Consider the following 26,456-nt stretch of genomic DNA (forward strand, 5'->3'; position numbering starts at 1 on the left):
AGGGGTATCGCCAAGTTGGTAAGGCACCAGGTTTTGATCCTGGCATTCGTTGGTTCGAGTCCAGCTACCCCTGCCATTTTTCATTCCTAATTTTATCCGTTGGCGAAACAGCACATCGTAAATGCGAGTCATTTAGTCGGTGTTTTTGTTGTTTTATGCCTATTTCAGCATGGTTTATCACTTGTCACTAGGACTATAGGATTGCATTATGCCGTATTTGGCGATTTTTACGGGCAACGCTCACCCAGAACTTGCAAAGAATGTTACGAATCACTTACATATTCCGTTAGGACGTGCTGATGTAAACCGTTTTTCGGACGGTGAGATTGCCGTAGAAATTCAAGAAAATGTGCGTGGTAAAGACGTTTTTATTTTGCAGTCAACCTGTAGTCCAACCAACGATAATTTAATGGAAATCATGGTGATGGCAGATGCCCTTCGCCGTTCGAGTGCAGGGCGTATCACTGCGGTGATGCCTTATTTTGGTTATGCTCGCCAAGACCGCCGTCCACGTTCGGCACGTGTGCCAATTTCCGCAAAAGTCGTGGCAGATATGTTGAATATTGTGGGTATTGACCGTGTGGTGACCGTGGATTTACACGCTGACCAAATTCAAGGGTTCTTTGACATCCCTGTTGATAATATTTATGGTACACCTGTTCTACTAAAAGATTTAAAAGAACAAAAATATGAAAACTTAATGGTGGTTTCACCTGATGTCGGTGGGGTCGTGCGTGCCAGAGCGATGGCAAAATCGTTGGGAACGACCGATTTGGCGATTATTGATAAACGCCGTGCCAAAGCCAATGAATCTGAAGTCATGCACTTGATTGGTGATGTGAAAGACCGTGATTGTGTGATTGTTGATGACATGGTGGATACCGCAGGTACGCTAGCTAAGGCTGCTGCTGCCCTAAAAGCCCACGGTGCAAGACGTGTGGTGGGTTATATCACCCACCCTGTATTGTCAGGTAAAGCGGTGAAAAACATTTCTGAATCGGTACTTGATGAGATTGTGGTGACAGACACCATTCCATTGTCACAAGATGCTCAAGCTTGCGGTAAAATCCGCCAAGTGTCTATTGCACCGATGTTGGCAGAGGCGTTACGCCGTATTAATAACGAAGAATCGCTAAGTGCGATGTTCGATATGATTTAATTAGTTATTGAATTTTTGGTGGCTTGATTGTTTAGGTGGTATTAACACTGCTTTGACAAACAGCCACTGCCATTGGCATAAATTGGTCGCAAATTTATGCTTTTTTATCATTAAAAGGAACTCATTATGAGTAATCAAGCATTTCAATTAAACGCGGTACTACGTGGTGATGATTTACAAGGTAAAGGTGCGAGCCGCCGCCTACGTAAACAAAACCTAGTACCTGCTATCATCTATGGTGCAGACAAAGAGCCACTAGCCGTTGCCTTACGTTACAACGAGCTAATCAAATCACTAGAAACTGAAGCGTTCTTCTCACACATTTTGACCATCAATGTCGAAGGTCAAGGTGCTGAAGAAGTGGTTATTAAAGCCCTACAACGCCATCCAGCCAAAAACGTGCCAATGCACGCTGACTTCCAACGCATTGTCCGTGGTCAAGCGATGCACGTACACGTACCTGTACATTTTGAAAATGTAGAAGCCTCAGTAGGTAGTAAAGCTGGCGGTATCTTCACCTCAAATGTGAATGAGATTGAAGTGGTTTGTATCCCATCAAAAATCCCAGAGTTCATTGCGGTTGACGTGTCTGCATTGAATGTTGGTGATTCACTACACTTATCGGATGTTAAACTACCAGAAGGTGTTGAACTAACGCATAGTGCTAACCTTGAGTCAGCGATTGCTAGCATGCAAGCACCAACCGTTGCTCCTGAAGCTCAAGCTGAAGTGGTGGCTGAAGAAGCTAGCACCAGCGAAGATGCTGAGTAATTAGCAGTCGTTGGTATCATCAATGTCTAAAATCAAATTGATTGTCGGACTTGGTAATCCGGGTCAGCAGTATGCCCAAACAAGGCATAATGCTGGCTTTTGGTTTGTGGAGCGTATTGCACACGAGTTTAATATTGCGATGAGCTTGGATAAAAAGTTTCATGGCATGGTCGGTCGTGGGCAAGTGCATGGCGTGGATATTCGCCTATTATTACCACAAACTTTTATGAATAAATCTGGCGAAGCAGTGATTCCGATGATGAATTTCTATGATATCGCCAATGATGAATTACTCATAGCCCATGATGAGCTAGACCTTGAGGTCGCTCGTATGCGACTCAAAACAGGGGGCGGTCATGGTGGTCATAATGGCTTACGAGATATTGTGCCACATATTGGGGCGGATTTTCATCGCCTACGTTTAGGTATCGGTCATCCCGGTGACAAAGCCAAAGTATCGGGCTATGTTTTGGGGAAACCCACGGCTGATGAGCAGATTGCCTTGGATAATATGCTGGATATGGCAATGCGTAGCTTGCCTGATTTGGTACAGGGTAATATGAATAAAGCCCAACAAGCAATTAATAGCTTTAAACTGCCTAGCTAATCATTAAAATAATGAGTCATCAAAACAAACATTAAAAATCAATTTTTTATGGGGCAATTTCTAAACCCTGCCAATTATTTGCTATAGGCAAATCTGCCAATCTTTGTCCATTTACTACCAAATCTTTCGATAATTCTAACATCGGAATAATGACAAAATTACGTTCAAACAGCCCTGCATGGGGGACGGTCAGTCGTTCATTCTGAATCGTTGCATCACCATATAATAACACATCGACATCAAGACTACGCTCACCCCAATGGCGTAAACGCTCACGTTTGGCGGTGGTTTCTAGGCTTTGGCAAAAGTCCAATAACGCAAGTGGGGCAAGACTGGTATCCGCTTTTAGCACGGCATTGATAAAGTCGGGCTGGTCGGTCACGCCAAAGGCTTTTGAGCGGTACAAGGATGATACTTGCACATTGGCAAAGTCATCTGATGACCTAAACGCCTCAATCGCATGGGTGATATGCTCGGCAGGTGTGCCAAGTTCGTTGGCGATATTACCGCCTAAACCGATATAACAAGTGATAAGATTATTCATTATCGGTTTTCACCACTTTTTTACGAGTACGTTTAACAGGTGGCTTACTATCCTGAGTTGCTGTTTGCGTGACAGTTTGGCTTACCGTTTCATTTACTTCGCTTATTTTCACATCATCCAAATCACTCACTACCTTTTTACGAGTACGTTTAGCAGGTGGTTTAGTTGATGGTGTTGCTGTTTGCGTGGCAGTTTCAACTTCGCCATTTTTCACAGGCTCGTCCGATACTGCCTTTTTGCGTGGGCGAGGGGAGCGTTTGGGCTTTGGCGTTTCAGCTTCGGTGACAGTTTCAGTTGTGGTTTTAGTTTTAACAGCGGTCGTATTGGCTGTGGCGTTTACCGTATCACTGGTCGTGGTAGTATCGTCTGTCACGATTTTTTTACGGCTACGCTTTTTTGGAATTGGCGTATCATTAAGCGTCATCAATTCCACCGCAGGGCTGTCTTTAACAGGAGTTTCTACCACTACGTTCGCCTTGGAGCGTTTTCTAGCGGTTGGTTTGGCTGTCGTGTCTTTTGGTTGTTCGGTGAGTTTTTCAATCGGTGGTTTAACTGATTTCTCACTTAAATTTTCGGTTAAGGTTTGTTGCACTTGACGGCGTTCGGCAACTGACAGGTTTGAGCTTGGCTGACGGCGTTGGCGTTTGGCAGGTACGTTCATTTGACGTTCAATGGCAGTCATAATGCCAGTTTGAGCGGTTGGCTTGTCATTTGAACGTGACGTTTTGCGGTTTTGCTTTGCCTTGCTATTACTCGCTTTATTTTCCGTAAAGGTTGAGTTTTGGCTAACATTTGACTTTTCGCTCACGTCTGTCTGTTCACCCATGCCAATCACAGCCGTTTCAGCAACCTGATGGTTAAATGGCGTTCCCCACAATGGCTGTGCAGGTTTGGTATTGGCAGGGGTGTCATTGGCAAGTGACAGCAGTTGTAACTGGTCTTTTTCTTGCTGTTGTTGCTCGGTTAGGCTGAATTTTTCTTTGCCATGATTGGGTTTATCATAGCCTTGCTCTTCACGCTGACGGCGACGTTCTCGGCGATTTTTTGGCGGTGTATTACCTGCAAAATCAGCTTGAGCGTCCGCATTGGCATGATGATTGCTATGCTCAAAATTGCTATCGTCAAGAGCGTGCGAGGCTTCGCCAGTTTGGGTAAAATCGGCTTTGACAAAATTGGCAAACCGCAAACGCACGGCATTGATGTCAAAGTCGTCAATGGCTTGTTGCTGTTGCTTGTGGTTTAAGGTCTGAAACCATGCCCACCAATGCCCCATGCCATTAGTAGACTCATTGTCAAGGGTCACAGGTTTGCCGAGTTCGGCTTGCAATGCCTTGTTGCGTGCTTCGACCTGCTCACGCAACATCAAAAAGTCAAAACCTGCTCTAAAGCGAGGATTTTCAAACAATTTTTGGATATTTTTCTTGCGAGGTTCGGCAAGGCGTGACTGCATGAGCCAAATATCTTTGATAAATTGCTCGGCAAACTTCGGCATGGCGGTATGTTGGCGTTGCTTGTCCATCACCTTATTGGCGGATTGGCTTTGGGCTTCGACAAATGGGGTATTTTTCTTGAATTTTTCTAATAAATACAAGTAGTTTTCCCACAATAATGACGCATAAAAAAACGCAGGATTGATACTTTTACCTTGATTAATGCGTTTGTCAGTATTGAGCGTGACTTGCTCAATCAGCGGTGTCAATTTGGGTGGGTAAAACAACAAATGTTCAAATGCTTGATAATCAAACAACAAGGGCAATAGCGGAATCAGATAGCCACCTGTAAACATTTTTTGTGTTTCATCGTACAGACGATGGGGCGATACTTGGGCAAGTAAAGACCAGTTTTGCGGATTAAATTGTTGTTCTAAGGCAGGCTCAAATTCAAAGCCCAATTTTGCCTTAAAGCGTAACGCACGAAGCAAGCGGACTGGGTCTTCTTCGATACGTTTTTGGGTATCGCCCAGTAAGCGAATGGTGCGGTTTGCCACGTCATCAAGCCCACCGCAGAAGTCATACACAAAACCTTCATGCGGTTGGTAATACAGGGCATTAATCGAGAAATCACGGCGTACCACATCTTGAAAAATATCGCCCCATACATTGTCACGCACAATCATCCCATCTGAGGTGGTATGGTTGCTGTCTTTGGGTGGGGCTCGAAAGGTCGCTACTTCAATCATGTCACGCCCAGAGTATACATGGCAGAGCTGAAAGCGTTTGCCAATGATACGGCAACGCTTGCCAAATACGTCTTTGACTTGGTTTGGCGTGGCGTTGGTGACGGCATCGAAATCTTTGGGCTGTAAGCCGAGTAGCGAGTCACGCACCCCACCGCCCACGATATAGGCTTCGAAACCTGCATCGGTTAGCGTGGCGATGACTTCCTTGATGGAGTTGGGCAAGTCAGCTTTATTTAAGCCGAGGTGTTTGGCATCACGGCGTGCGGATTTGCGGTCAAGTTGGCAGGTCATTGCGGATGGGGTGGGACTTAGGTACTTTTTGGTTTTTTTTGCCATGTGTCTCTTCGTCAAAGGGGTGCTGAAAATAGGGGTAAAAATAAAAATATAATTAGGCGATAGTGTAGCAAATTTCTGACAGTTTGGGGGAGGCTTTGGGTCAATTTATCGTAAGGTTATCCGATTTTTGTTTTTTTGGACAGTGGCTGTGCCAATGCCTTTGACTTTATCAAGGTCGTCAATTGTGGCAAAGGGGGCAATCATTTCTCGATATAGGATGATGTCTTGGGCTTTTTTTGCCCCAATGCCATCCAGTTGGGTGAGTTCTGCTTCGCTGGCGGTGTTGATGTTGATGAGTTGGGGTAAAGTAGGGGATGCGTTGTTGGGTAAAGTTGGATTGGTGGTTAAAGTGGTAGAGGGGGTGGGATTTTTGATGGCTAAATAGGCTTGTTCAGCGGTTAAGTTGGGGGTGCAAATGGGCGTGGCGTGGGTGACAGTGCATACGCCAATGAACATTAATAAAAGAAATTTTAGATTTATCATAAATTCCCCTCAACGACTAAAGAAAACCTACCATCCAGAATTATGTCATCACTTAGAATTTTTCGTCTAGCTTATCTTTTTACTACAAAATCTTCCTTTTTTGAAACCAGTTTTCTTAAATTATTTAATTTTCGGTGATTTCTTGCGGTAAACGCAATTTCTACACCATCCTCAAGTTTGTCATAAATTGGCAAAACTTCCGTCACTCCTTCAAAAACCCATTGCACTTGCTTTTGTTCGACATTGGTGTAAATTGCTTGTTGAGATAAGCCAATTTCCACTGTTTTATCAAAAGCTTGCTCAATAGAATTGGCTTGGATTAACACGGTATTTTCTCATGAACCAAAGCGAGATTCCAAGTCCTCATTTATCGGATTGCCAACTTCGCAAAACCGAATTAGGTAGCTACAATAATACCAACCAATAGGGGAAATATTTGAATCGCTCATAACCAATTACACCCCAATATCCGCCAAATCCCCTTTTTGCTCCAGCCACACTTTACGGTCAGCCGAGCGTTTTTTGGCAAGGAGCATATCCATCACCCCATCGGTATGGTAGCTGTCATCCAACTCTAACTGCACCAATCTGCGAGTATCTGGGTGCATGGTCGTTTCACGCAGTTGCTCGGCATCCATCTCCCCCAACCCTTTAAAGCGAGTGATTTGGGCTTTTTTGCCTTTGGCTTTTTTCAAAATCGCATCAAGCTCGTCATTATCAAGGGCATATTCGACATCTTTGCCAATATCAATGCGGTACAAAGGTGGCATGGCAACGTACAAATGTCCTGCCTCGACCACGGCTTTAAAGTGTTTGACAAACAACGCACACAGCAAGGTCGCAATGTGCAAACCGTCCGAATCCGCATCCGCCAAGATACAGATTTTGTCGTAGCGTAACTCGCTCAAATCATCCGAATCTGGGTCAACGCCAATCGCAATGGCGATATTATGAATCTCCTCGCTTGCCAAAACGGTATCGGGTGACACCTCCCAAGTGTTGAGAATCTTACCACGCAACGGCATAATCGCTTGAAAATGACGGTCACGGGCTTGCTTGGCAGAACCACCTGCCGAGTCACCCTCAACCAAAAATAACTCCGCCCCATCTCGCAAATCGCCACGACAATCCGCCAACTTACCGGGTAAGGCAGGACCTTGGGTAATTTTTTTACGCTCGACTTTTTTGGCAGATTTGAGGCGTTTGCCTGCTTTGTTAATGGCGATTTCGGCAATTTGTTTGGCGATATCCGAGTTTTGATTTAGCCATAGGCTAAAGCCATCTTTGGCAAAGGCTTGCACCACCGCCACCGCTTCACGACTCGATAGCCGTTCTTTGGTCTGTCCGCTAAATTGTGGCTCGGAAAACTTGAGCGACAAGATATAATTCACCCCATCCCACACATCATCAGCGGTGAGTTTGACATTGCGTGGCAATAGGTTGTGCAGTTCGCAAAATTCCTTTAACGCCTCGGTAATGCCAGTCCGCAAGCCGTTAACATGCGTACCGCCTTGAGCGGTGGGAATCAGATTGACGTAGCTTTCTTGCACAGGCGTACCGCCCTCGGTCAGCCAACAAATCGCAAAACTCAAGCCTGCTCGCTCGCCTTTTTTGGCATCGTAATTAAACACAAACGGCTGTTCTGGCAAGGTGATTTCGTCCGCCAACTGCTCGGTGAGGTATTGCGACAGCCCATCGGTAAATTGCCAAACGTCCTTTTCACCGTCAATTTCATTGATAAAAGTAATCAGCAAGCCTGCTGATAACACGGCTTTGGCTTTAAGGTGGTGTTTGAGTTGTTTTAGGTTAAATTTTGGCGTGTCGAAGTATTTTTCATTCGTCCAAAACCGCACCAATGTACCACGTTTGCGTTTGAGTGGGCTTGGGGCGACTGATAGCGGAGCGACCGCTTCGCCATCGGCAAATTGCATCTCAAACTGTTCGCCATCACGCCACACGGTGACTTCGACTTTGTGCGACAGGGCATTGACCACCGAAATCCCCACGCCATGCAGTCCGCCCGATACTTGGTAGTTATCGGTGGAGAATTTACCGCCTGCGTGTAGGCGTGTGAGAATCAGCTCAATGCCCGATTGGTTAAACTCTGGGTGAATGTCGGTGGGCATCCCTCGTCCGTCATCTTCGACCGATAGTGAGCCGTCCGTGTGTAAGGTGACGGTAATGGTCTTGGCGTGTCCTGCAAGGGCTTCATCGACTGAGTTGTCGATGACTTCTTGGGCGAGGTGGTTGGGTCGGGTGGTGTCGGTGTACATTCCGGGGCGACGGCGGACGGGTTCAAGACCTTCTAATACTTCTAAACTTTGACTGGTGTATGACATGGTGTTCCTAATTTTTGTCTAAATCATTTGTAAAACTAATAAGTGTTAAAACTGGTTATATAAAAAACCCATAAAAAGAATAGTGTTGGAAAAAACCAAATAATAGCAAAAATAACGGCTAATATAATTGCGATTAACTGACGTTTAAATAAGCGATAAAAAGCGACAGTAAAAAAGGGCAATGTAGTTAAGCTATAGAAAATTATAAAGATTATTTCATCAAATCCTGTACTCATAAACAGGAAAAAGATTGATGAAAGTAAAGATAGTGAGCAACCAATTAACAATAATTTAATTGCAGATTTGTTTATATTGTTAAATTTCATAAACAGACTTTCTTTCACGTATGTTAAATACCCAAGTTTTACTCTAAATATCTTTGCCCAATTCACGAATTTCACTCGGTAGCATATTGACCGATGTTCTTACTAATGGGGACTTATATTTATCATTTTCTAGCGTAAATGCTTGTTGATACAGTATATTTTTGCTCAAATCATAAAGTGTATATACATAAAGATTATTCTTTGGTTGAGTGACTTTTAACTGATAAGTCGGTTTGGCAATAACATCAACTTTCGGAATCTCTATAAACTCAATATTTGCCGAAGAGTTATCTTCTGATTTGTGTGCCACTTCCCAATATTTGCCATTTTGCCAAAATGTATAAGGATACAAAAACTCATTGTCCTTAAAAGTTTTTGGCACATCTGTTTCAAAAATAACCTCAACGGTTGCTTCTGATGCTAGTTGATGACGAATGGGTATATAAGGATAATTCGTTAAATGAGCTTTCGTAAAGGCAATTTCAACGTATGAAAATTTTGCATCATAGTCACCTTGTGGGGCAAAAAACGTTTCATACTCCCATTGATTGGTATGTTGTCTTTGCCAATACCCATAAAATCCCACACCAACCACCAAAATCATCAACATACTAAGTAAAATATAACTCACTTTTTTTGAAATTTTATGGTGTTGTAACAGCATCGCAATGCCCATTAAAAATTGGCTAACCAATAAAATGATAGCCCCCCAACCCCATGACGTGATAAGTGTTATACCGCCATTTTCATTCTTTAACATAGGCACATCAATGAAAAAATCATATATCAATAATGTGCCAAGTATCATCATCAAAATGACTGAAATACTCGGATTTCTTTTAATAATTAAGAACTTAAACTGTGCATAAATATAAAAAAGATTGGAGTAAACCGTCCACCAAACCAACTTCGCCCAACCTGCAAAAATCCCCAAAATCAGTATTAAATAACCGTTTACGCCTTCATCACTAGAAGCAAAACCTACCAAGCATAAAGAGATAACCCACAATACCAACGATATGATTGCTAAAGTTTTTGCCATTTTATCTTGAATTAGAGATTGTTTGTTTGCTAGTGGTTGATTTGGTAAATGGTTATTCATTGCAAATCCTTTGAGTTTTTTGTAGGCTTGGTATTTTTCGTCATCACTCACATTGTTCATCAAAAATCATTAACCAATTTTCTAACTGAACTGCCATTTCTACCATAATTTTTAAATTCCGCAGACACTGTCTGCGTAATTGGTACAATTTTCAAATTCACTAGACAGTGTCTAGCGAATCTCCACTTATTTTAACATCGGCAACCCAAACAAAAACTGCACCACTTGCGGTAATTTGGTTTCAAAATCACTCATACGATGGTCGCCACCTTCCTCAATAATCAAATGGCTTTGATTATCTTTTTGACTAAAAAAATCCACCGCTTTTTGATAATCCAACAACTCATCACCCTTTTTAACAATCACCAATAACCGCTCTGGATAACTGGCTTGCGTGGGGCAATGCTCCACCAACCATTCAATATCTTTTTTAGTAATCGCCCAACCATCTGGCGTGGTATGCCCCACATAATCCTCCGCTAGGCTATCAAAATCTTCGCCAAAAAATCGCTTCAAGCTTTCGCCAGACTGCACGCTAGGGTTGAGCAATACCGCTTTTTTGCCCGTCATATTACTCAAGATAGTGGCATAAAATCCGCCCAACGAACTGCCGACTAGCCCAGTATCAGCATTGGTGGCGATAATGGCTTTGATACGCTCAATCGCAAGCTGTGGCGAGCAGTTCAGGTCAGGGACGACCACTTCGATTTGGGGAAAGTGTTTGGCACAAAAGGTGCGAAGTTGGTTGGCTTTTGAGGCATTGGCGTTGCTATCTAGCCCATGAATATAGACGATTTGCATGGTTTTCTCTTAAATTTGTGTTTATCAGAGTGCGGAATTTGATGGTTATCTTAGCATTGAAAATTCAAAATAGCCATGCGTGTGGGATGGCACACGTTAACGGCTGTCGTTTTATTTGTGAGGGTAGGCTTTATAACAATCAACTTATGATGGTTCGCAGAGGGTCGAAAAAATGATAAACTGTGGTGCGGATGATTTTACAAAAACAGGCTATTCTTGACCGATATCGTCCACTACAATACCAAAAAAACGACAGGTTGACGCATGAAAGTATCTTGGTTTAAACACGTATGGCATTTTGTTTTGGCAGGAGTGGCAATATTTATTTTTGTCCTAGCCATGAAAGCGTTGTACCGTTTGACTAAGACTGTGCATGTAGAAGATGTGATATCAGCAATTGCTAGTATTCCGCCATTACACGTGTTTTTGGCATTGGTGGTGGTGGCGTTTGGTTATTTGACATTGACGCTATATGATGTCATCGCTGTGCGTCAGTTGGGTCGAAAACTGCCTTATCCCAGTGTGGCATTGACTTCGTTTACCGCTTATGCGATTAGCCATACCGTGGGGGCGAATTTGGTGACGGCAACAGGCGTGCGTTATCGCCATTATTCCCAAGCCAATTTGACCCATAATGAAATTGCCAATATTGTGTTGATGGTATCGATGGCATTCACCTTTGGGATTAGCACATTAATTGGTATTTCGTTGACTTCCCATCCAGAAATTACCTTACAGCTTTTATCACAGTTGGATAAGTCGTTGGGGTTTTTTGATAATATTGCCTATATCCGTGGGCTTGGCATCACCTTGCTAGCCCTTATTATGGCAACTATTCTGTATGCAGGTCGTCAAGGCAGGCACTTGCTCATCAAGGGATGGCGGTTTGACTTACCGCCTGCCAAAATTTTATTACAACAAATCGCCATTTCGATTTTGGATTTAAGCACGGTGGCGTTGGTGTTGTATTTATTATTACCCACTTCTGAGCATATTAGCTATTGGGCGACTTTTTCGGCATTTATTCAGTCCATGACAGTGGGGATTTTGAGTCATGTACCGGGGGGATTGGGGGTGTTTGAAGTCACCATGATTAGTGCCTTGCCCCAAGTTGACCGAACTCAAATGTTGGCTGTATTGTTGGTATTTCGCTTGATGTATTATATTTTACCGTTTTTGGTAGCATTGCTATTGTTAATGGCGTATGAAGCCTATTTGTTTTTTAATCGTAAAAACTCAAATGTTACATAGCTGTGATAAACCTTGAAAAAAGTTACATTTTCTAACGCTTTGAAGCATATCCCTTACAGCTTTTGCGGAAGTGGATTGTTAGGATAATGACGCACCATAGTTACTTTTTGATTGATTTTTTAAAATGAAAAACAGGAGTTATTATATGAAACGTCTAAACCTAACACTTGCTACATTAATCGCCTCATTGGGTCTAACTGTTTCTGCACAGGCGGCCGTGATGAAAAGCACTACTAACACAAAAACTGTTGAGAAAAAAGCAGTCGCTAAAAAGGCTGTATCTGATAAAGATGCTAAAAAAGAAGTAAAAGGTAAGAAAGCAGGTAAAAAAGGCAACGAAATTAACATGGATATCCCTGCTGATATCAAAATTGATGAAAAAAATGCCGTCAATCCACGTCCTTATGCCGTCACACCTGATGTACAACCAGCCACAGCCGTGGTCGTACCTGTGACATCGACTCAAGTCACTCAAACTGCACCTGCAGTCGAAACCGTGACTGTGACACCAATTAACAAAAACACCGTACAAAAAACCATTACCACCAGCGTGCCAGTACAAATTGATACCGTGACTGTTCCTGCGGTGGTCGTAAATCCATAATTTCCATAATTAACAAAAAAACAGGCTAATCAAAGGGTTAGCCTGTTTTTTTGTAAAATATTTAATCCCCCTAAATCCCCCTTTTTTTAAAGGGGGACTTATACCCGAAAATAAGTCTATGTAAGAGGTAATAGTCGCCTCTTTTGTAAAGAGTGGGTTGGGGGAGATTAGAAGAAAGAAAAAATAGCTCTATCTAGCAAGATACTATGCTAAATCTTATGGGTCTTAATCTCCAAATTGGGAAAGTATTGCCGATACTGGGCGTATTTTTCTCGCCCTTGGACAATACTTGCCTCATCACTGTCAATCACCTCTAACACACGATTGGCAAGGGTGTTGACTAACGCTTGGGGTATTAGATTGATAATCACCCCATCAAATGCCTCGGCAATCGCTAAGTTATCGGTGAGTCCCACGCCCAAAAATCCTGCCTGCTGTGGGTCAGTAGCGGTGATACATTGATGCGGGATAAATGCCGTATCACTAAACGCCCATAACTGCTCATCGAGTTTTACCATTAAACTATTTTCAGCGTTATTGGGGGCGACAATCAGCACGCCCTCATCACTTTGGTTGAGGGCTTTTTGGGTCAGTTGGCAAACAAAGTCCAATAAGGGTTTTTTGCCTGTTAAAACGTAAAAGCTTAGTTGGGGCATGATGTTTGCGTTTGACGGTGCAAATAGTGCATGAGTAACGGCACAGGACGACCTGTGGCGGATGGTTCTTTGCCTGTTTGCCATGCTGTGCCTGCAATATCAAGGTGAGCCCACGGCGTATCTTCCACAAACTGCGATAAGAAACAGCCTGCCGTCACTGACCCTGCTGGCATACCGCCAATATTTTGTAAATCTGCCATATTGGATTTGAGTTGTTCTTGATAATCCTCATCCAATGGCATGTGCCATACACGGTCGTGAGCGTCTTCACTGGCTTGTTCTAGCTCAAAAATTACGTCTTCATTATTACTGTATAAGCCAGAGCGAACATAGCCCAATGCCACGATACATGCCCCTGTCAAAGTCGCCATGTCGATGATGACTTTGGGTTGGTAGCGTTGTACATACACCAAGGTATCACACAGTACCAATCGCCCTTCGGCATCGGTGTTGAGGATTTCGACTGTTTTACCATTCATGGCGGTGACGATGTCGCCTGGACGAGTGGCTTTGCCAGATGGCATATTTTCGGCACAAGCAAGCGTTCCTACGACTTGTAATGGCAGGCGAGCTTGACAAAGTGCGGTCATAATGCCCATCACGGCGGCCGCTCCACCCATGTCAAATTTCATTTCACCCATGCCCAAGCCAGGTTTGAGCGAAATACCGCCCGAATCAAAGGTAATGCCTTTCCCCACCAATACAATCGGATTTTGTAATGCTGAATCGGTTTTTTTGGCTTTTTTAGTTTTACCATTGTTAGCGGAGGCTGACGTGCCGTTATATTCCATCACCACCAATTTTGGGGCGTTATCTGAGCCTTGACTGACCGCCAAAAAGCAGTTCATACCAAGTTTTTGCATATCCTTTGCTTCTAGCACTTTGACAGTCAATAGCTCTGGGTATTGTTTAGCAAGGGTAAGGGCTTGCTCGGCAAGATAGCTTGGGTTACAGACGTTGGGCGGCTCATTAGCAAGGTTGCGAGTGGCGGATTGTCCCACGAAAATTGCTTGTTGTAATGCAAGGATTGGTTCAAGGCTGGCTTGACAATCTTTGGCGACTTGTAGGCTAATCTGGGTGAGTTTGGCAGGGTCAGATTTTTTGCTTTTATAATTGTCAAACTGATAGCTTTGGCTCATTAACGCAAGGCTAAATTGTCCAAATGCGACCGTATCAAGGCTGTCATCGAGATAAATCACTGCCGAGGCATACACGCCACTTAGCGTACTGTAGATGGCTTTGGCGATTTTTTGAAGCGGATTGCCAAGGATTTTAGCGGTTTTGCCCACGCCCACTAGCAATAAGGCAGGGGTTTGCTCAGTGGCGTAGCGAAGGGCGGTTTTTGCGACTTCGCCTTTAAACTGACTTTGGGCAATCAAGTCGGTGACTTGGGTTTGTAATTCGTTGGATAAATTGGCAAGGCTGGTGTTATTGTCATCTAGCAATACCACATGGCAAGTTTTGGCAGGGAGTTTTTTGCTTGTGGTGGTGAGGGTAAGTTGTAACTGTGGTTGTTTTTTGGTTTTGCTGACCATGATAAGCTCCAAAAGGTTGGATAAGTGAATGCTGTGTCAAGGATTTTATACCTTTGCATTTAACTATAGTTTATCGCATAAGTCTAGCATTTCGCCATTTTTAGCGTGGGAATGATGATTATTTGTAAAATTTTGTCTAATTGCGTATACCGAATTAACTATGTTTTTGGTTGTAAGGATTGGTTATAATGATGCTTTGTATAAAATTGATATAAGCGGTTGTTATGAAAAATACCAAGATGCGTGACGCTAAAAGCCAAAAACCCCAAGCCTCCAAACAAGGTGAGCAAGATACTCAGCTATTGCCCAATCCTTTTCAATACTCACAGGTTTATCAACAACCCAAGTCGATTGATGCGATTATAATCATGGCGAGGGCGATTTGGTCAAAAGGCGATTTAGCCACAGCATTAGATTGGTATGATAAGGCACTTAGCTTAACGGTAAAACGAGCCGATATTTGGTATGATAAAGCCAATATCTTACTGGAGCAAGGACATACCAAACAGGCTGTCAGTTGCTTTGATAAAGGCTTTCAGTTAGATAAACCCAGCCTTGATGACCTTTATCAGATTGGTATTATGGCAAAAGATAATCAGCAGTTTGACATTGCTGTCCGTTGTTTTGAACGAATTTTAACTGAAGATGAAAATTATCATCGGATTCATTATGAGCTGATTTATTCTACCTATTGGCATAAACAATATGACAAAATGCTAGCGGTATGTGACCAAGCCATCGCAAGACAACCCAACGTCAGTTATTTTTATTTTATGAAGGGCTGTGCTTATCAAGACCAAGGTAAGTTTGCATTGGCAATTCAAAGCTTCCAAAAAGTTGTGGATATTGATGCCAATTATCCTGAGGTATTGGGGATTTTGGTATCGCTTAAAGCCAAACTGGGCGATTGGGATGGCTTGAATGCGTTAATCCAAACAATGTGTGATGGGCTAGATGCAGGACAACCGACCAGTTCACCGTTCAATTTTATGGCATCAGTGGATAGCCCACAACAACAGATTTTTTGTTCACAGTCATTTTTACAACGCAATGGCTTTATTGAAAAACCCTTAGCGGTAAAATTGGGGGTGGATAAGCCCTTTGACTTTAGCAAACAAGCCAATTCACGCATCAAGATAGCGTATGTATCGGCAGATTTTTTTAATCATGCCACGGCAATTTTGATGGCAGAGCTATTTGAACTTCACGATAAATCCCGTTTTGAAGTCTATGCCTATTCTTATGGTATTAATGTCGAGGATGAATGGCGGATTCGTCTGCGTAATGCGTTTGAGTATTTTTATGAAGTTTCAGAATGGGACGATGAAAGCATTGCACAACATATATATGATGAACAAATCAGCATTGTCATTGACCTAAAAGGCTATACAGGACAATCACGCACCAATATTTTTGCCTATCGCCCAGCCCCAATTCAAATCAACTATATTGGCTATCCTGGTACGATGGGTGCATCATTTATTGATTATATCATCGCTGATAATACCTTAATTCCACCTCACCTTGAGCAATTTTATACCGAAAAAGTCATCAAACTACCACACAGCTACCAACCCAACGACCGCCATCGTATCATTGGCTCAAATGTCCCCACCAAACAGCAGGCAGGACTACCAGAAGAGGCATTTGTGTTCTGTTGTTTTAACAACCCATTTAAGATTATGCCGGAAACATTTGCCGTGTGGATGCGTATTTTGCATCAAGTACCAAATAGTGTCTTATGGTTACTGCGTGATGTGGTTGAAACCGAAAATAATTTAAGAGAACAAGCCAAACTGGCAGGTATTGACCCCAATCGCTTGGTATTTGCGGATAGAGTATTGGTGCAAGACCATTTGGCAAGGCATCAATTGGCAGATTTATTCCTTGATACGTTACCTTGTAATGCCCATACCACCACCAGTGATGCGTTATGGGCAGGCTTACCTGTCTTAACGTGTTTAGGGCAATCATTTGCCTCTCGAGTGGCAGGTAGCTTGCTTCATGCTTGCGAGCTTGATGAACTCATTACTGAATCAATGGCGGACTATGAAACATTGGCAGTGGCACTGGCAACAAATAGTGATAAACTTACTGCTATCAAACAGCGACTACAAACCAACCGTGAGCATTATCCATTATTTGACACAGTACGTTATACCAAAAACTTGGAATCTGCTTACCAGCAGATTTTTGAGCAAGCTAAGCAAGGCAAAAAACCAGAAACATTGTTAATTATGGATACGCAAGATTCATAATCTGGATAGTTTTTATAGTCATTAAAAATGAGTGGTACGGTATAATTGTAGAGAAATTTTATTTAATTTAATAATTAAATGTGGTATATTTTGGCTACAAATAAGCTAAACATAGCTATAAACTGCTTGTGACTGTATGATTTTTATCATATATTAGTGATTTTAAATAAAAAATTCTTTTGTTATTCAAAACTTACTGGTTGATTAACAACTGTATAAAGCTATTGACGTTTTAGATTTTTTTTTGTTATTATTGAACCCACAGCATAACTTATAGTGTTGTTACATACAAAAGCTCTATTTTTACATCGATGTGACCCACCTCGAGCTTTTGGTTGACTCTCTGATCATGAGGAAATACATATGAAAATGAAATATTTGGCTCTAACAGTAATGAGCCTTTTATCTACAGCAACTTTGACAGCTTGTGGTGGTAGTGATAGCGATACAGTAATTGCCCCATCAGTTGACAATGGTACTGGTGCAAGCACTTCAACTGCAGCAAGCACTTCAACCGCTGCAAGCACTTCAACCGCTGCAAGCACTTCAACCGCTGCAAGCACTTCAACCGCTGCAAGCACTTCAACTGCTGCAAGCACTTCAACTGCTGCAAGCACTTCAACTGCTGCTTCTGTTAGCACACCGACTAACACTGCTCCTGGTACTGGTGACGTAAAAGAGAACCCAGTTATCAATGGTGTTGAAATTGCTAAAAAATCTACTGTTGTAGGTCAAAGCTATAACCGTAAATCACAAGCCAACTTTGACTATGTTGCTAACACTAACGCTAGCAACGACAGCCAACCAGTTGCTTTAGGTGGTATGACCCTACAAGATAAAGATATGAAAAATATCATTATCGGTCGTGAAGTATACACCAACGTTGACAACGCTGCTGGTACTAAAATCGCTTCATTGACTGTAAACCGCTACGCAGGTAAAATCAATGGTGACGAACAAGCCACTAAAGCATATACTACTTTAGCTTATGATGACGCAACCAAAACATTTGTTAAAAAAGCAAGTGTTCAAACTGACAACAGCCCATTACAAGCACGTAATGACACAGAATTAGCTGCTGCTGCTACCTTCCTAACCAAACCATCTGATAAAGCAGGTTTGACTTATCGTAGCAATACTGCTTCAGTATTCAATGCAGGTGCAACTGATGCGGTTGAACTAGAAACTGAAAACGATGCAACCGACACTCGTATTTTTGGTGCTAAGTTCAAAGACTTCACCAATGCGGCTGCTGCTAACTCATACCGCGCACCACTATTGGACGCACAAGGTCAGCCAGTTAAATTCAGCAATACTTCTACTTACCAAACTATGAAGTTAGACAATGTTCAATACGGTCGTGTTAGTACCAATGTTGACGCTCTATCTTCAGATACCGTTGGTAAAGAAACTGTTGACGGTCAAAAATTTGTTGGTACAGCCGCATTACCTCATAACGCAAAAAATGCTGTTAATACTTACTACTACCGTGGTTTGAATGAAACAACATTGGATCAAATGGGTGCTTTACCGAAAGATGCTAAATATGACTACTACGGTCATGCTTTGACTTATGGTTTGAATGGTACTGCCAATTCTGTAAATGGTCAATCTAACTCAGTGGGTGACAGCTCAACTCAAATCACATTGGGTGACTTCGTTGCTGCTCAGTATGATGTAGCCAAAGCTTCAGTTGTTGGTAATATTTATAACATCAAATATACTACTGCCACAGGTAACGAAGGTAAACAAAACAACCTAGTTAGCTTCCAAGGTAAAGTAGCTGGTAACACCGTTGTTGGTGATGCAACTAACCTAGTAGCTGGTGCAACTGATCCTAAAGGTGCGTTCAAAGCATCATTCTACGGTAATGCTGCTCAAGAATTAGGTGGTGCTGTAAATTCACTTGAGGGTGAAAGCTATGGTCACTCTGCATGGGGTGGTGTATTCGGTGCAAAACGTGAAATCCCAGTTGTTGTAACACCACCTACTGGCGGTAACATCAGCTTGGTTGAAGTAAATCCATAATAAGCATTATTACGTACAGTAATGTTTGTAATGAAAAAACAGCTATAGTGATATAGCTGTTTTTTTTATGATTGTTGCTGTTTAATTAACAAACATAATTTTTTTTTAATTAAATATACTATTTTAACTTGATGTATTATAGTAGTATTTTTGTTTTGCTTAGAGCTTATCTTATGAAAGTATGGTTACCACGTTTTTTACCTACCAGTATTTTGTTTATACTTGTATCTAGTGTATCAGTTGCTCATGCAACGGATAACTCATCAGCTACCTCAATTCCAAAAGATGAAACTCAAACTCAAGAGTCTACATCACACGCAATGAGCAAAGAAGAATTACATGCCTATTTAAAACAAAACCCACAAGAGCTAGAAAAGCTTCTTACTCAAATGATTCAAAAACAAAATGCTGACGCATTAGCAGAGTTATTACCTATTTATTCTGAATATGCGATGCGTGATGAATCTATGATTGAGTGGGGTAATGCCATCATCGCGATGAGCAAAGGGGATATTCAACAGAGTATTAAGCTGTATCGTAAAGTTAATGCGGTTCTACCCAATATCAAGCTATTGAGATTTCAGTTGGCTCAAGCCTTATTTCAAGATAAACAGTATAAAGCTGCCAAAAATGAGCTTGAAAAGTTGAGAAGTAGCTATACTGCCCAAGCTGATATTGATCAAATCAATCAGTTCATTCAAGCCATTGATCATCAAAATTCATGGAATTTTAATGTTAATGCGTATTTTATCAATGACAATAATTTAACCAATGCCTCCCCTAAAGGTACTAGCTATAATGGACTCGTGAATAATCAATCCCATCAAGAAGGGAAGGGAATTGGCTATGGGTTGAGTGCGGATAAAAAATGGTCATTAGATGATAGATTCTTTACTTCAGCAAAATTCAACCTTTACGGCAAAAATTACTGGGATAATAAAAAGTTTAATGAGGCAAATGCCAATGTAGGGGCTGGTATTGGCTATCAAAATGCCACCAGTGAAATTGAGTTATATCCATCATTTACGCAAGGGTGGTATGGTGGTGGTACGAGTGGTGATGGTGATTTAGAAAAGTATTCTAAAAATTCCGCTCTCAATCTCTCTGTTAGCCATTGGTTTGACCCAAAATTACTGTATCAAAACTTTTCTCAATATGGCAAAATTCGTTATGAAGAGCCATTTGATTCCAATGATATCAATACACGAATATTCTCTAATACTTTAGTTTATTTACCAAAACAAACTCGTTCATTTTATGCTGGGCTTGATTTGATTAATGGTGATAATAGCAAAGGATATGATTATAATTCTTATGACAAAAAAGGCGTTCGCCTTGGCTGGAGTGAGGCGTGGAATCATGGTATTTCGACTCGTGTAAATTTAGGTTTTGGTAAAAAAGACTTTGATGGTCAACAGTTTTTGACTAATATTGAGAGAAAAGATAAAGAATACGATTTGGGTCTAAGCATTTGGAAGCGAGATTTCACAATCTTTAAGCTGACCCCACGGTTAAGTTGGAATTATCATAAGGTGACCAGTAATAGTCCATTTGATGAGTATTCTAAAAACAATGTCAATTTTGAATTGACTCAAACCTTCTAATTAATCCATTCTTTTTTCTGATAAAATGGCGAAGTTATCTTCGCCTTTTTTGTTTAGGAAGCCGTCTGTATGTTTCGTCCGTTTGCAGTTTTTATTGGTTTACGAAATGTTCGTGCTAAAAATGACAATGCCTTTATTTCTTTTATCTCATTGATTTCTATGGGCGGGTTGGTGTTGGGCGTTAGTGTGTTGATTACTGTGTTGTCGGTGATGAATGGCTTTGAACAACAGCTTGAGGAAAAGGTATTGGGAATTGTGCCTCATGCGGTAATCTTATCACCACAGCGAATGTTAGATTGGGAGGCAGTATCACAGCAAGCCAAACAAAATGACCCTAATATTTTGGCAACTGCCCCGTTTAATCGATTACAAGGCATGGCAGGTGCAAAAGATAGTAAATTAAGTTCGTTATTGCTAACTGGGGTGATACCCACATTAGAAAAACAGGTATCCGTTGTTGATGAGCAAATGATACAGGGTAGCTTCGATAGCTTACAGCCTAATACAAAAAATATTGTGATTGGTAAAGCTTTAGCAGAAGTCCTAAAAGTGGGGGTGGGTGAGCAGATTATGGTTATCATCCCACAAGGAACGAATGAGCCTGCAGGCATTACACCACATTATTACCAACTAACGGTGACGGGTATTTATCAGTTGAAGCCAGATGCAGAAAAGTTGATGGTATTTATTCCTTTGACCACGGCGAATACATTGGTGAATCAAGCGGATGGGGCTCAAGGTATCCGATTAAAGTTAAAAAATGTGTTTCAAGCGAGTCATTCTGCTCAATTAGCAACGACCTTAAAACAAGGGTTGACCACACAAAACTGGACACAAACAAATGGTGATATGTTTAAGGTCATCAATATGCAAAAATCCATGACAGGATTGGTGTTGATGCTGATTATTTTGGTAGCTTGTTTTAATATTGTGTCCACATTGATGATGATGGTGACGGATAAAAAAGCGGAAATTGCTATTTTAAAAACCTTTGGGGCATCACCTAGCACCATTATTAAGATTTTTATGGTACAGGGGGGATTTATCGCCCTAATCGGTACGGCGTTGGGTAGTGTGTTGGGTGTGGTAATGGCGATGTCAGTGGGTAGGCTATCTGGGTGGGTTAATAGGGTATTTGATTTGCATTTATTTGATAGTTATTATGTGACCCAATTACCTTCCAAAATTAATAGCCTTGAAGTGGTTTTGGTGATTTTAGCAAGCACTATATTAGCCGTTATTTCAACGATTTATCCTGCCTATAAGGCATCAATAACACGCCCAATTGATGGCTTAAAAGGGGATTAGTTGTCTTAAATGAATGACATAAAAAAAGCTAGAGGATTCTAGCTTTTTTATTTAATTGGGCGTAAGCATTACGCCCCTAAAATATCATGTTGATTGGTTTGGTATTATTTACCACCACGCTCAGCACGGGCTTTTTTGACCAAAAAGTCAACTACTTGTGGCACTTTACCGTCTTCACCTTGTACTACATATTTACCATCAATCACCACGGCAGGCACGCCTGTTAGTTGGTAGCGTTTGGTTGCATCTTTTGAGCGAGCGATACGAGTGTTTACGGCAAAAGAGTTATACATGCTGTTAAATTTGCCAATATCTACGCCTTTTGAGGCATACCAATTGCCAATAGAAGCTTGGTCAAATAATTTTTGACGGTCCTTTTGTACCGCATCAAACATGGCTTGGTGGGTTTTGCCTTGATAGCCCAACAATTGAGCGGCGTAGAAGCCACGAGCATTTTGTTCCCAAACTGGGTTCATGGCGGCTGGGGTTTGTAAAAAAATCACATCGCTAGGCTTGTTTTTTGCCCATGTCTGCATATAAGGCTCTAAATTATAGCAATGTGGACAGCCATACCAAAAAAATTCACGTACAATGATGTTTTTGCCTTCAATCACTTCTGGGTTTGGCAAGACGGTATAATCTTTGCCAGCAACAAAGTCGGCGGCTTGGGCATGAGTTGCCACACCAGTGAAGCCTAAAGCGATTGCCAATAGGGGAAATGCCAATGTTTTCATAAATGACCTCTGTTATACTAAATTAGTTTGTTTCACTAAAGCGTTTTGTGCCAAATCTTTAGTAAAATTTTCTATGACTATACTATCATCAAATTTGAACCTTTGGCATGACTATTTGACAGGTTACAAAAAAATCTACATAGACGTAAATATTAAGCAATAATTTGATAAAAAATACTAAATAATAATTTATATTGTTTAATATATTTTAAATAAAAATCTAATCCGTTTCAATAATCAACTAACTATAGTTGTTTAAATTAGCAATTGGACAGTTTTTTAGGGGCGTATGGCATCGCCCAACATTTCAAGGTCTGATTTTTGATTTAATTCACTATATTGTTAGCCAATATAGTAAAACCTGTTAAAATACCATCCAATGATTTAAAAAAAATTGGAAAATAATCATGCAAAGCCAAATTCAAAACGTTGACCACCAAGAAATCCAAAAATTCACCGACCTTGCCAATGAGTGGTGGGATAAAAATGGGGCATTTGCCACCTTGCACCAAATCAATCCGCTACGCCTAAACTGGATAGAAGAACAGACCATCGCCCACCAAAATAGCGGTTTGACAGGTAAGAAAGTCCTTGATGTTGGCTGTGGTGGCGGTATCTTGTCGCATAGTATGGCAGGTCGTGGGGCAACGGTGACAGGCATTGATATGGGGGAAGCCAATATTGAGGTGGCAAACATTCACGCCAAGCAGACAGGGCAAGCCATTGACTTTGAGTGTGTGGCGGTGGAAGACTTCGCTAATGCCCATGCAGGTGAGTTTGATGTGGTGACTTGTATGGAAATGCTCGAACACGTACCCGACCCACAATCGATTATTGATGCGTGTTTTAAACTGCTCAAGCCAAATGGTGTGTTGGTGCTATCGACCATTAACCGTAATCCAAAAGCCTATTTATTTGCGGTTATCGGTGCGGAGTATGTGTTGCGATTATTGCCAAAAGGCACGCATGATTATGAAAAATTTATCACCCCTGCCGAGCTTGACCGCTTTGCCGAGCGTGGTGGCTTTAAGCGTCAAGATATGATTGGCTTGCATTATAATCCGATTACCAAGCACTACTGGCTCGCTCAAAATGTCGATGTCAACTATATGATGGCGGTTTTTAAGTCTGAATAGGATAGAATAATGAATAATACAGAAATTAAGGCAGTTTTATTTGACCTTGATGGCACATTGATTGACACCGCCCCAGACTTTATCCGCATTATCAAGGTGATGTGTGCCAAACACAACCACCCATGCCCCACCGATGAAGCTATTCGTGAGCAAGTATCCGCAGGGGCGAGGGCGATGGTTAAGCTGATGTTTGGCGAGCTTGCCAATATCGCAGACGATGCCCCCCAAGCTGAAAAACAGTTGTTGGCATACCGTCAAGAGTTTTTGGATACTTATGAAGCGGATATTTGCGTGGATAGTCGCTTGTTTGATGGGCTTGATGAGTTATTGCTGACACTTGAAAGTAATGGCATTTTGTGGGGGATTGTCACCAACAAGCCACGTTATTTGACTGAGATTTTATTGGATAAACTCAATCTTACCGAGCGTTGCTCTGTACTGGTTTGCCCAGATGATGTGAAAAACACCAAGCCCGACCCAGAGCCGATGTTTTTGGCAGTGAGCAAGTTAAATGATAAATTTGATTTAGACTTGGTTGCCGAAAATTGCGTGTATGTCGGCGACCATATCCGTGATATCCAAGCAGGTAAGTCTGCGAATATGCGGACGATTTTGGCAGGGTATGGGTATATTCCACCGCAAGACCAACATGATTTAAATAGTTGGGGGGCGGATGTGATTACCCATTCGGTCGAGGAAATGACGGATTATATTCGTGATTGGACAGGCGTTTAAATTAATAAAACTTTGAAAAATTTTGAGGAACATATGACATTAATGACCCACGATGATATCCGTAACACCGCCCCCACAGCCGATTGTCTAAAAGGCAAAAATATCCTTGTCACAGGGGCAGGGGACGGTATTGGCAGAATCGTTGCCTTGACCTATGCCAAATATGGGGCAACCGTGCTACTACTCGGCAAAACTGCCAGTAAACTCGAAGCCGTGTATGACGAAATCGAAGCCAATGGCGGTGCAGAGCCAGCCTTGCTACCGATGAACCTAGAAAGTGCCAGTTACACTGAAATGCAACAACTGGCGATTTTGATTGAGCGAGAAGTGGGGCATCTTGATGGTGTGCTTCACAATGCAGGGATTTTGGGCGTGTTGACACCGCTTGAGATGTACGACCCCATCATTTTTGACCAAGTGATGAAGGTCAACTTTAACGCTACCTTTATGCTGACCCAAGCGTTATTTCCGCTACTCAAATCGGCTCAAAGTGGCTCGGTGGTGTTTACCTCAAGTGGCGTGGGTAGTGTGCCTCGTGCGTTTTGGGGAGCGTATGCCTTGTCAAAACTGGCAGTCGAGGGCATGAGCGATATTTGGACGCAAGAAACCCAAAAAACCACGGCATTGCGGTTTAATTGCGTCAACCCTGGGGCGACTCGCACCCAAATGCGTGCTAGTGCCTATCCGAGTGAAAATCCGAATAGCTTAGTTGCTCCAGAAGATTTGATGAATGCGTATGTTAACTTGATGTGCGATGACGCATCGGGCGTAAAAGGTCAAGTGATTGATTTACAGCCTAAATAAATTCATAAAATAGGGGTGAATATTGGGCGTATGCAATACGCCCCTACAATACGATATGTATTAGGTTTCGTTAAGGGCATTTTTAATTTGTATTGCAATTCTTTCTATCACTGGGACAACAACGCTATTACCAGCTTGTTTATAAAGTCTTGCATTACTTTGATGATTTGGCAAATTAAAATCCCTAGGAAACCCTTGAAAATTAAAGCATTCTCTAGGTGTGAGTTTCCTAATAGTGTCTTTTTTACCTTGCACATTCAGTAAGGGTACATTATGACCCCCTGTTCCCATATTTGCAGTAAGTGTTGGACAAACCCCACTTTTATTTTCCCTTACATACTGTCTTCGCCATTGGTAGAGCGTATTTGCATGGGTTATATCTGAAACCAATTTATCAAAAAATGGTGTTTTTTCTGTGTAATAGAATTGCTTATCAATATTACCTTCATCTTCTAATAATTCAGCAATCGGTTTTTTTAACGCTATTTTATTGGGAAATTCAAATTTATCCGCAATAACTTTGTCTTTAAAACAAACGATATAAATACGCTCTCGATTTTGGGGTATGTCCCCATACTCACTCGCATTAAGAACTTGATATTTAATATGATATCCTGCATTTTCTATCGATTTTTTAATAATCTCAAAAGTTCTACCTTTGTCGTGACCTACTAGGTTTTTTACGTTCTCAATAAACATGATTGAAGGTTTTTTTGCTAAAAAAATACGTTCTAACTCAAAAAAAACATCACCCCTCCCTTCATCTTCAAACCCTTTTCTATACCCTGCAACAGAAAATGGCTGGCAAGGAAAACCAGCCAGTAAAATATCAAAATCTGGTATCTCTTCAGCTTTAACATCAACAATGCTTCGAGTGTCAATAAATGCTTTATGATTCGCCTTAAATGTTTCAGCTGCATAGCTATCGTTCTCATTGGCATAAATAGTTTCAAATCCTGCCTTCTCAAAACCTAAATCTATACCACCGACACCAGCAAAAAAAGAAGCACACTTCATAATAAATACCTTACCTAAGATTAGGGATTGATTTTACGCTAATACTTTGTAAAAAGCAGCAAGTTTTTTATAAAAAATAGTAAATACCAACTATGGTTTGTGTTAGACATAAATAGATAGCAGTATAGTTTGCTTAGAA

The 26,456-nt window shown here is 41.6% G+C and carries 22 protein-coding genes, 1 tRNA gene and 1 pseudogene; 13 read left to right on the forward strand and 11 right to left on the reverse strand.

All coding sequences use genetic code 11. The features are described 5' to 3' along the window. The 4 genes from ACK1U4_RS09240 to pth all read left to right on the forward strand — a co-directional run bounded on the left by ACK1U4_RS09240 (window position 1) and on the right by pth (window position 2,537). Window positions 1-76, forward strand: a tRNA-Gln gene (locus ACK1U4_RS09240). A gap of 132 nt (window positions 77-208) precedes the next feature. Next, window positions 209-1,159, forward strand: a complete 951-nt coding sequence (locus tag ACK1U4_RS09245) for a ribose-phosphate pyrophosphokinase (RefSeq protein ID WP_419401319.1) — start codon at window positions 209-211, stop codon at window positions 1,157-1,159. 126 nt (window positions 1,160-1,285) lie between these two features. Beyond that, window positions 1,286-1,930, forward strand: a complete 645-nt coding sequence (locus ACK1U4_RS09250) for a 50S ribosomal protein L25/general stress protein Ctc (protein ID WP_419401320.1) — start codon at window positions 1,286-1,288, stop codon at window positions 1,928-1,930. A gap of 22 nt (window positions 1,931-1,952) precedes the next feature. Beyond that, window positions 1,953-2,537: an aminoacyl-tRNA hydrolase gene (gene pth / locus ACK1U4_RS09255; RefSeq protein ID WP_419401321.1), complete on the forward strand. Its 585-nt coding sequence runs from the start codon at window positions 1,953-1,955 to the stop codon at window positions 2,535-2,537. Window positions 2,538-2,583: 46 nt separating this feature from the next. Here the strand turns inward: pth and folK are convergent, their stop codons facing one another. From folK to ACK1U4_RS09290, 7 genes and pseudogenes are all read right to left on the reverse strand, one after another. Further along, entirely contained in the window at window positions 2,584-3,081 is a 498-nt protein-coding gene (folK, locus tag ACK1U4_RS09260) for a 2-amino-4-hydroxy-6-hydroxymethyldihydropteridine diphosphokinase (RefSeq protein WP_419401322.1), read from the reverse strand. 1,192 nt (window positions 3,082-4,273) lie between these two features. Next, window positions 4,274-5,551: pseudogene (pcnB, locus tag ACK1U4_RS09265) on the reverse strand (polynucleotide adenylyltransferase PcnB); the annotation flags it as partial. Window positions 5,552-5,701: 150 nt separating this feature from the next. Further along, the gene (locus ACK1U4_RS09270; RefSeq protein ID WP_419401323.1) at window positions 5,702-6,079 is read right to left on the reverse strand and encodes a ComEA family DNA-binding protein; all 378 of its coding nucleotides are present in this window, start codon (window positions 6,077-6,079) and stop codon (window positions 5,702-5,704) included. Between the two features lie 71 nt (window positions 6,080-6,150). Further along, complete coding sequence (locus ACK1U4_RS09275; RefSeq protein ID WP_419401324.1) at window positions 6,151-6,405, reverse strand: DUF4288 domain-containing protein; 255 nt, start codon at window positions 6,403-6,405, stop codon at window positions 6,151-6,153. 129 nt (window positions 6,406-6,534) lie between these two features. Then, a complete protein-coding gene (gene parE / locus ACK1U4_RS09280; RefSeq protein ID WP_419401325.1) occupies window positions 6,535-8,418 on the reverse strand; it encodes a DNA topoisomerase IV subunit B in 1,884 nt (627 codons plus the stop codon). 369 nt (window positions 8,419-8,787) lie between these two features. Further along, window positions 8,788-9,906, reverse strand: a complete 1,119-nt coding sequence (locus ACK1U4_RS09285; protein ID WP_419401326.1) for a hypothetical protein — start codon at window positions 9,904-9,906, stop codon at window positions 8,788-8,790. A gap of 126 nt (window positions 9,907-10,032) precedes the next feature. Further along, a complete protein-coding gene (locus ACK1U4_RS09290; RefSeq protein ID WP_419401327.1) occupies window positions 10,033-10,647 on the reverse strand; it encodes a YqiA/YcfP family alpha/beta fold hydrolase in 615 nt (204 codons plus the stop codon). A 264-nt stretch (window positions 10,648-10,911) separates the two neighbouring features. Between ACK1U4_RS09290 and ACK1U4_RS09295 the strand changes: the two genes are divergently transcribed. Then, complete coding sequence (locus tag ACK1U4_RS09295; protein WP_419401328.1) at window positions 10,912-11,898, forward strand: lysylphosphatidylglycerol synthase domain-containing protein; 987 nt, start codon at window positions 10,912-10,914, stop codon at window positions 11,896-11,898. Between the two features lie 145 nt (window positions 11,899-12,043). Continuing rightward, entirely contained in the window at window positions 12,044-12,502 is a 459-nt protein-coding gene (locus tag ACK1U4_RS09300) for a hypothetical protein (RefSeq protein WP_419401329.1), read from the forward strand. 209 nt (window positions 12,503-12,711) lie between these two features. Here ACK1U4_RS09300 and ACK1U4_RS09305 read toward each other — a convergent pair whose 3' ends face one another. Beyond that, window positions 12,712-13,158 (reverse strand): DNA polymerase III subunit chi, encoded by a 447-nt coding sequence (locus ACK1U4_RS09305; protein ID WP_419401330.1) that lies wholly within the window; start codon window positions 13,156-13,158, stop codon window positions 12,712-12,714. Further along, on the reverse strand, window positions 13,146-14,693 hold the full coding sequence (locus tag ACK1U4_RS09310) for a leucyl aminopeptidase (RefSeq protein WP_419401331.1): 1,548 nt from the start codon (window positions 14,691-14,693) through the stop codon (window positions 13,146-13,148). Before ACK1U4_RS09310 ends, ACK1U4_RS09305 begins: the two co-directional genes overlap by 13 nt. 224 nt (window positions 14,694-14,917) lie before the next feature. Between ACK1U4_RS09310 and ACK1U4_RS09315 the strand changes: the two genes are divergently transcribed. From ACK1U4_RS09315 to ACK1U4_RS09330, 4 genes are all read left to right on the forward strand, one after another. Continuing rightward, window positions 14,918-16,951 carry a hypothetical protein gene (locus tag ACK1U4_RS09315; protein ID WP_419401332.1) on the forward strand — a complete coding sequence of 678 codons (2,034 nt, stop codon included), beginning with the start codon at window positions 14,918-14,920 and terminating at the stop codon, window positions 16,949-16,951. A 363-nt stretch (window positions 16,952-17,314) separates the two neighbouring features. After that, window positions 17,315-18,979: a transferrin-binding protein-like solute binding protein gene (locus ACK1U4_RS09320; RefSeq protein WP_419401333.1), complete on the forward strand. Its 1,665-nt coding sequence runs from the start codon at window positions 17,315-17,317 to the stop codon at window positions 18,977-18,979. A gap of 173 nt (window positions 18,980-19,152) precedes the next feature. Further along, window positions 19,153-20,583 (forward strand): surface lipoprotein assembly modifier, encoded by a 1,431-nt coding sequence (locus tag ACK1U4_RS09325; RefSeq protein WP_419401334.1) that lies wholly within the window; start codon window positions 19,153-19,155, stop codon window positions 20,581-20,583. Between the two features lie 69 nt (window positions 20,584-20,652). Next, on the forward strand, window positions 20,653-21,891 hold the full coding sequence (locus tag ACK1U4_RS09330) for a lipoprotein-releasing ABC transporter permease subunit (protein WP_419401335.1): 1,239 nt from the start codon (window positions 20,653-20,655) through the stop codon (window positions 21,889-21,891). Between the two features lie 104 nt (window positions 21,892-21,995). Here ACK1U4_RS09330 and ACK1U4_RS09335 read toward each other — a convergent pair whose 3' ends face one another. After that, window positions 21,996-22,625 carry a thiol:disulfide interchange protein DsbA/DsbL gene (locus ACK1U4_RS09335; RefSeq protein ID WP_419401336.1) on the reverse strand — a complete coding sequence of 210 codons (630 nt, stop codon included), beginning with the start codon at window positions 22,623-22,625 and terminating at the stop codon, window positions 21,996-21,998. 407 nt (window positions 22,626-23,032) lie between these two features. On the opposite strand from ACK1U4_RS09335, the gene ubiG reads away from it, so the two are divergent. From ubiG to ACK1U4_RS09350, 3 genes are read left to right on the forward strand one after another with little or no spacing between them, the layout of a single operon-like run. Continuing rightward, complete coding sequence (gene ubiG / locus ACK1U4_RS09340; protein WP_419401337.1) at window positions 23,033-23,761, forward strand: bifunctional 2-polyprenyl-6-hydroxyphenol methylase/3-demethylubiquinol 3-O-methyltransferase UbiG; 729 nt, start codon at window positions 23,033-23,035, stop codon at window positions 23,759-23,761. Between the two features lie 9 nt (window positions 23,762-23,770). Further along, window positions 23,771-24,496 carry an HAD family hydrolase gene (locus ACK1U4_RS09345; RefSeq protein WP_419401338.1) on the forward strand — a complete coding sequence of 242 codons (726 nt, stop codon included), beginning with the start codon at window positions 23,771-23,773 and terminating at the stop codon, window positions 24,494-24,496. A gap of 33 nt (window positions 24,497-24,529) precedes the next feature. Continuing rightward, window positions 24,530-25,300 carry a YciK family oxidoreductase gene (locus ACK1U4_RS09350; RefSeq protein WP_419401339.1) on the forward strand — a complete coding sequence of 257 codons (771 nt, stop codon included), beginning with the start codon at window positions 24,530-24,532 and terminating at the stop codon, window positions 25,298-25,300. A 60-nt stretch (window positions 25,301-25,360) separates the two neighbouring features. On the opposite strand, the gene ACK1U4_RS09355 is transcribed toward ACK1U4_RS09350, so the two are convergent. After that, on the reverse strand, window positions 25,361-26,317 hold the full coding sequence (locus tag ACK1U4_RS09355; protein ID WP_419401340.1) for a DNA cytosine methyltransferase: 957 nt from the start codon (window positions 26,315-26,317) through the stop codon (window positions 25,361-25,363). Between the last annotated feature and the right edge of the window lie 139 nt (window positions 26,318-26,456).

The sequence above is a fragment of the Moraxella sp. TY6 genome, from assembly GCF_048551375.1.
Lineage (GTDB): Bacteria > Pseudomonadota > Gammaproteobacteria > Pseudomonadales > Moraxellaceae > Faucicola.